Source organism: Methanobrevibacter sp., assembly GCF_045126245.1.
Lineage (GTDB): Archaea > Methanobacteriota > Methanobacteria > Methanobacteriales > Methanobacteriaceae > Methanocatella.
In genome coordinates this window covers 1-6236 of sequence record NZ_JBGVOG010000093.1, presented here as the reverse complement: position 1 = coordinate 6236, position 6236 = coordinate 1, and the positions used below count along the sequence as shown (strand labels likewise).

Below are 6236 nucleotides of genomic sequence, written 5' to 3'. Positions count from 1 at the left end.
TAATCAAACTTTGTCAGCCTAGATGTAAATAGTTAATTTCCAACTATTTACATTTTTTTTCCTAGAGTGCATTAAAACATTGGTTTTTATGATGCTAGTTAGATTATCTTTTTGAAATTATCATTATCTTATAACTATTATTGTTGAATACGATAGTTATTATTCCTCAGAATTTGAAACAAAAATGGATTACACAAATTTAGGAGATTTACACTTACCATAATAGTTATTAAAATTAATAAACTAATTTTATAACTCATTTTATTTAATTCATTTAATCAATTTTATTTTTTTAATTTTTGAAAAAATAAACAAAAAGTAAAAGGTGATAACTATGGTTGTAAAAATTGCAATTATAAAAAGTGGCAATATTGGTACTTCACCAGTAATTGACCTATTGTTAGACGAAAGAGCAGACAGACCAAACATCGATGTAAGAACATTTGGATCTGGTGCAAAAATGAACCCTGAACAAGTAGAAGACGTCGTACCTAAAATAGACTCTTTTGAACCTGATTTCGCAATTTTCATTAGCCCAAATCCAGGAGCTCCTGGACCAGCTAAAGCAAGAGAAATGTTGTCTGAAAAAGACATTCCTGCAATTATTGTTGGTGACGCACCGGGTAAAGGTAAAAAAGATGAAATGGATGAACAAGGTTTAGGTTACATTATTGTAATGTCTGACCCAATGATTGGTGCAAAAAGAGAATGGTTAGACCCAACTGAAATGGCTATCTTCAACTCCGACATCTTAAAAGTATTGGCTGAAACTGGAGCATTAAGATTAGTCCAAAAAACCATTGATGATGTAATTGCACAAGCAGATGCAGGAGAAGAAATTGAATTGCCAAAACTCATTGTAACTGCTGAAAAAGCTGCAGAAGCCGGTGGATTTGCAAACCCATATGCAAAAGCAAAAGCAATCGCCGCATATGAAATGGCAGGATCCGTTGCAAACTTGGACATGAAAGGTTGTTTCATGACCAAAGGTTTCGAAAACTTCATCCCATTAGTAGCTGCTGCACACGAAATCGCTGCATGCGCTGCTAAATTAGCACAAGAAGCAAGAGAAATTGAAAAAGTAAACGACACAGTTTTAAGAACTCCTCACATGAAAGAAGGAAACCCTGGTTGCAAAACAGATCTAATATCTAAGCCTGAATAAGGTTTATTCTTTCTTTTTTTATAAAAGGAGGTAAATAATGAAAATTTATGACGATATTATTGATTTATATGGTCCAGATGGAAAAATTATAGAAGAATCTGTACCTCTGGATTCAATAAGTCCCCTAAAAAATTCTGCAATACAAGAAATGATATATGATATTAAACGGTCTACTGCAGTTAATCTTGCAGGTATTGAAAAAGGTTTAAAAACAGCTGCAATGGGTGGAAAAGCAACTTATATTCCTGGCAGGGAATTGGATATCCCAATTGTAGAAAATGCAGAATTAATAGCTGAAAAAATCAGAAGAATATTGAGAGTCGAGGAAGACGATGATACTGTTGTAAACCTCATCAATGACGGTCAGCAACTGTTGGTGCAACTTCCATTTGAAAGATTGAATGTAGCTGCGGATTATAGTGTATCAACAATGCAAACTGGAGCGGCTGTGATTCAAGCCATAATCGACAGTTTTGAAATAAACATGTTTGATGCATCAACAATTAAAACAGCAGTAATGGGTGCATATCCTAGAACTGTTGACCTTTCAGGTGCAAATATCAGTGCATTATTAGGGCCGCCAGTTCTTCTAGAAGGATTGGGTTATGGTCTAAGGAACGTTATGGCAAACCATGTTGTAGCAATTACAAATAAGCAAACTTTAAATGCAGCAGCATTATCTTCCATTATGGAACAAACAGCAATGATAGAAACTGGAGATGCAACAGGTGCATTTGAAAGGATGCATTTATTAACTCTAGCGTATCAAGGTTTGAATGCAGATAATCTGGTATTTGATATTGTTAAGGAAAATGGTAAAGGTACAGTAGGAACAGTAATCCAATCTTTGGTTGGAAGAGCAATTGAAGACAATGTGATTCGTGTTGCTAAAAAAATGCCTTCAGGATACAATATGTATGAACCAGTTGATTGGGCATTATGGAATGCATATGCTGCGGCAGGTTTACTTGCAGCGGTAATCGTTAATGTGGGAGCAGCAAGAGCTGCCCAGGGAGTAGCATCAACCGTATTATACTATAATGATATGCTGGAATATGAAACAGGTCTTCCTGGTGTGGACTACGGTAGAACTGAAGGTGTTGGTGTAGGATTTAGTTTCTTCTCACATTCCATTTACGGTGGTGGGGGTCCAGGTACATTCCACGGAAACCACGTTGTGACAAGACACGCTAAAGGAACTGCAATTCCTTGTGCATCTGCTGCAATGTGTTTGGATGCTGGTACTCAAATGTTTTCAGTAGAGAGAACATCTTCATTGATTGGAACTGTATATGGTACAATTGACAATCTTAGAAATCCAATTCCTAATGTAGCAAAGGTTGCAGGTGAACTCAAAGACAAACTTTAAAGGTGTTTTTATGGATGAATCAGATAAAATTAATGTTATTGACATTAAAATCATTCCAAACAGGTATTTAAAACCTAACACTACAGAAAAGATTTTAAATGACTTATATGATTTAGAAGGACAGCAAAGAGTTCTAATTCATGGTCCCTCAATACCATTAAAGGTATTTTATGGTCCGGGAAAAGGTCATGTTGTAAATCACACTGATCGCAAGGAAATTAATGTAAAAGGAAATCCTATTGAATTAAGGGTAATGGTTGGTGAAATCGTAATCACTGTTGACATGTCCAAATTCAATGAATTTATGGATGGTTTGGAAAATGTTCTGGACAGTCATATGCCATGTGATTATTCGTTACTTGTAGGTATTTTCACAAGAACAAAATCAACAATTTCTGATTACTTAAAATATGGAAACAATTTCGAAAATGTTATTGATGATCGTTACATTGGTTTAGTTGATTCACGTGCAAAAACTTCAGAAACTGTTAAAGTTATTAAATAATATTATGTTGGTGAATTATGGAATATAAAGCACAATACTGCCCTGGAGAAACAAAAATTGCTGAAAACAGAAGAAAGCATATGAATCCAGAGCATGAATTCAAAAAAATGAGAGAAATCTCTGATGAGGGTTTAGTAAAAATATTAGGTCATAGAAACCCTGGTGAAAGTTATAAAACCGTCCATCCGCCATTAGCTGAAATGGAAGATGATGGAGATATAATAAAACATATTGTAGAACCTACTCCTGGTGCAAAGGAAGGGGTTAGAGTCAGATATATTCAATTTGCAGATTCAATGTATAATGCTCCTGCACAGCCATATGATAGGGCAAGAACTTACTTATGGAGATATAGGGGAGTAGACACAGGTACATTATCTGGAAGACAAGTTATTGAAATAAGAGAGCAGGATTTAGAAAAAATCGCAAAAGAATTAGTCGAAACTGACATATTTGACCCTGCAAGATGTGGAATGAGGGGAGCTACAGTCCATGGACACTCCTTAAGACTTGATGAAAACGGGTTGATGTTTGATGGTCTTCAAAGATACATTTTCAATGAAGATGATGGGCATGTTTACTATGTTAAAGATCAGGTTGGACGTCCGTTGGATGAAATGATTGATGTTGGAGCTCCTTTGGATGAAGAGTTACTAAAGGAAATTACCACAATCTACCGGGAAGACAATATTGGTATGAGACAGGATAAGGAAGCCATTGAAGTTGTAGAAAATATTCATACTGCCCGTACTGAAGGGGGATATGGGATGAATGTATTTTCTAAAGACTTGAAAAAGAAATTAGGTGAATAAGATGGGTTTAGAGAATAAAAAGTTTTTAAGCGCATTAAATGAAAAATTTAAAGGTGAAGATCAGGAAAGTGACCACACCAGTTTTTATTGCTTTGGCGGTTGGAAACAATCTGAAAGAAAAAGGGAATTCAACGATGCTGCTGAAAAATTAGCTAAAGAAAGAAACATGCCATTTTATAATCCTGATATTGGAGTACCTTTAGGACAAAGGCAGTTAATGGCATATAAAATATCTGGAACTGATGATTATGTTGAAGGAGATGATTTACACTTCTGTAACAATGCTGCTATCCAACAATTGGTTGATGATATTAAAAGAACCATTATTGTAGGAATGGATACAGCTCACTCAGTATTGCAGGAAAGATTGGGTGTAGAAGTTACTCCAGAAACAATCAATGAATACATGGAAAACATTAACCATGCACTTCCTGGAGGGGCTGTAGTTCAGGAACACATGGTGGAAGTGCACCCTGGACTTGCAGAAGACTGTTACGCTAAAATTTTCACAGGAAATGATGATTTAGCAGATGAACTTGATAAAAGAGTGCTTATTGATATTAATAAGGAATTTCCAGAAGAACAAGCCGAAATGCTTAAAAGTTATGTTGGAAACAAAACATATCAGGTTAGTAAAGTGCCTACACTTGTTGTAAGGGCATGTGATGGGGGTACTGTATCCAGATGGTCTGCTATGCAAATCGGTATGAGTTTCATCAATGCGTATAAATTATGTGCGGGTGAAGCGGCTATTGCAGATTTTTCATATGCAGCAAAACATGCAGACGTTATTGGTATGGCATCATTCCTGCCTGCAAGACGTGCAAGAGGACCTAATGAACCTGGGGGAGTAGCATTTGGTACACTAGCAGATATTGTACAGACTTCCAGGATATCTGAAGATCCAGTTGAAATAACTTTGGAAGTAATTGCGGCTGCAGCCGTATTATATGACCAAGTGTGGTTGGGTTCATACATGTCTGGAGGTGTAGGATTTACTCAATATGCTAGTGCAACATATACTGATGATATTTTGGATGATTTTGCATATTATGGTTTAGATTATGTAGAAAATAACTATGGATTATGTAATGCCGAGTTAAGCATGGATACTGTAAGGGATATTGCAACCGAAGTTACACTTTATGGATTGGAACAATATGAAATACCTACTCTTTTGGAAACTCACTTTGGCGGTTCTCAAAGAGCATCAGTCGTATCTGCAGCAGCTGGTTGTTCTGCAGCATTCGCTACAGGAAACTCAAATGCAGGTGTAAATGGTTGGTATTTAAGTATGATTTTGCATAAGGAAGCTCATTCAAGACTTGGTTTCTATGGTTATGATTTACAGGATCAGGCCGGTGCATCTAATTCACTATCAATCAGAAGTGATGAAGGTTTAATTCACGAATTACGCGGACCGAATTATCCGAACTACGCGATGAATGTAGGTCACCAACCAGAATATGCAGGAATCGCTCAAGCACCTCATGCAGCAAGAGGGGATGCATTCTGTACAAATCCATTAATTAAAATAGCATTTGCAGACAGTCATAATACTTTTGACTTTAGACATCCTAGAAAAGAAATTGCTAAAGGAGCATTGAGAGAATTCATGCCTTCTGGTGAAAGAGATATAATTATCCCGACACGATAATTATTATCTCTTTTTTTATTTTTTTTAAATGTATTATTAATATTTTTTTAAAATTTGAAATATTATTGTATCTTTTTATATGTGAATATGTTAAATATTAAGAGCTAAAAGTACTAAATATTTTGTAGAGTATACGGGCAAAATCCATTGTACATAATTTGAGCGTTCTTTGATTTATTAATAATTAAAATTAAGTTTTTTCTTCATTAACTTGATATGGTTTATTTTATGATTTTATTAAGTGTATTGTATTGATATTTCTAAAAAAGGATTATTTTTTTAAGGAATTGATTTGGCCTTTTTTGATAGGTGTTTATATTTTGTATAGTTTTTTCATCATATTGACTTTATATTTGGAGTAAATTCTTTGAAAAATTATTGAGAAACATTTCATTAATGTTTCATAGTCTATGTTTCCAATAGAATCACTATATTTTAGTGACTAAGGGAATACTTTATTGCTAATAGTATTGTGAATAAGCAGCAAAAGCTGATTGCAATAGGATATCCTAAAAAGGCTATAACAAAGCCCAATAGGAAAATTGCAAATGGAATAATTAATGAATCCTTAATATTCAATGCCTCTTTTAAGTAGTCCTTATTTTCAGGATTTGATTTTAACAGCTCTTTGGCGGTAATAAAAAGTATGATATCTACACAAATATAGTCAAGACCATATAAAGCCTGTGAAACTAATGAATTAGGATTAGTTGCGATGAATGTAGTTA

Annotated in this window: 5 protein-coding genes and 1 pseudogene; 5 read left to right on the top strand and 1 reads right to left on the bottom strand. The window is 34.8% G+C overall.

Annotation, left to right across the window (positions count from 1 at the left end; translation table 11 throughout):
• Positions 1-334: 334 nt before the first annotated feature.
• The 5 genes from ACJMLZ_RS07110 to mcrA are packed head-to-tail and all read left to right on the top strand — an operon-like array spanning position 335 to position 5508.
• Positions 335-1165: a F420-dependent methylenetetrahydromethanopterin dehydrogenase gene (locus ACJMLZ_RS07110; RefSeq protein ID WP_405304934.1), complete on the top strand. Its 831-nt coding sequence runs from the start codon at positions 335-337 to the stop codon at positions 1163-1165.
• Between the two features lie 37 nt (positions 1166-1202).
• A complete protein-coding gene (gene mcrB, locus ACJMLZ_RS07105) occupies positions 1203-2534 on the top strand; it encodes a coenzyme-B sulfoethylthiotransferase subunit beta (protein WP_405304933.1) in 1332 nt (443 codons plus the stop codon).
• Between the two features lie 10 nt (positions 2535-2544).
• A complete protein-coding gene (gene mcrD / locus ACJMLZ_RS07100; protein WP_405304932.1) occupies positions 2545-3039 on the top strand; it encodes a methyl-coenzyme M reductase operon protein D in 495 nt (164 codons plus the stop codon).
• Between the two features lie 17 nt (positions 3040-3056).
• The gene (gene mcrG, locus ACJMLZ_RS07095) at positions 3057-3851 is read left to right on the top strand and encodes a coenzyme-B sulfoethylthiotransferase subunit gamma (RefSeq protein ID WP_405304931.1); all 795 of its coding nucleotides are present in this window, start codon (positions 3057-3059) and stop codon (positions 3849-3851) included.
• Between the two features lies 1 nt (position 3852).
• Positions 3853-5508, top strand: coding sequence for a coenzyme-B sulfoethylthiotransferase subunit alpha (gene mcrA / locus ACJMLZ_RS07090; RefSeq protein ID WP_405304930.1), 1656 nt, complete (start codon positions 3853-3855; stop codon positions 5506-5508).
• A 435-nt stretch (positions 5509-5943) separates the two neighbouring features.
• Here mcrA and ACJMLZ_RS07085 read toward each other — a convergent pair.
• Positions 5944-6236, bottom strand: a pseudogene (locus tag ACJMLZ_RS07085) (hypothetical protein); the annotation flags it as partial.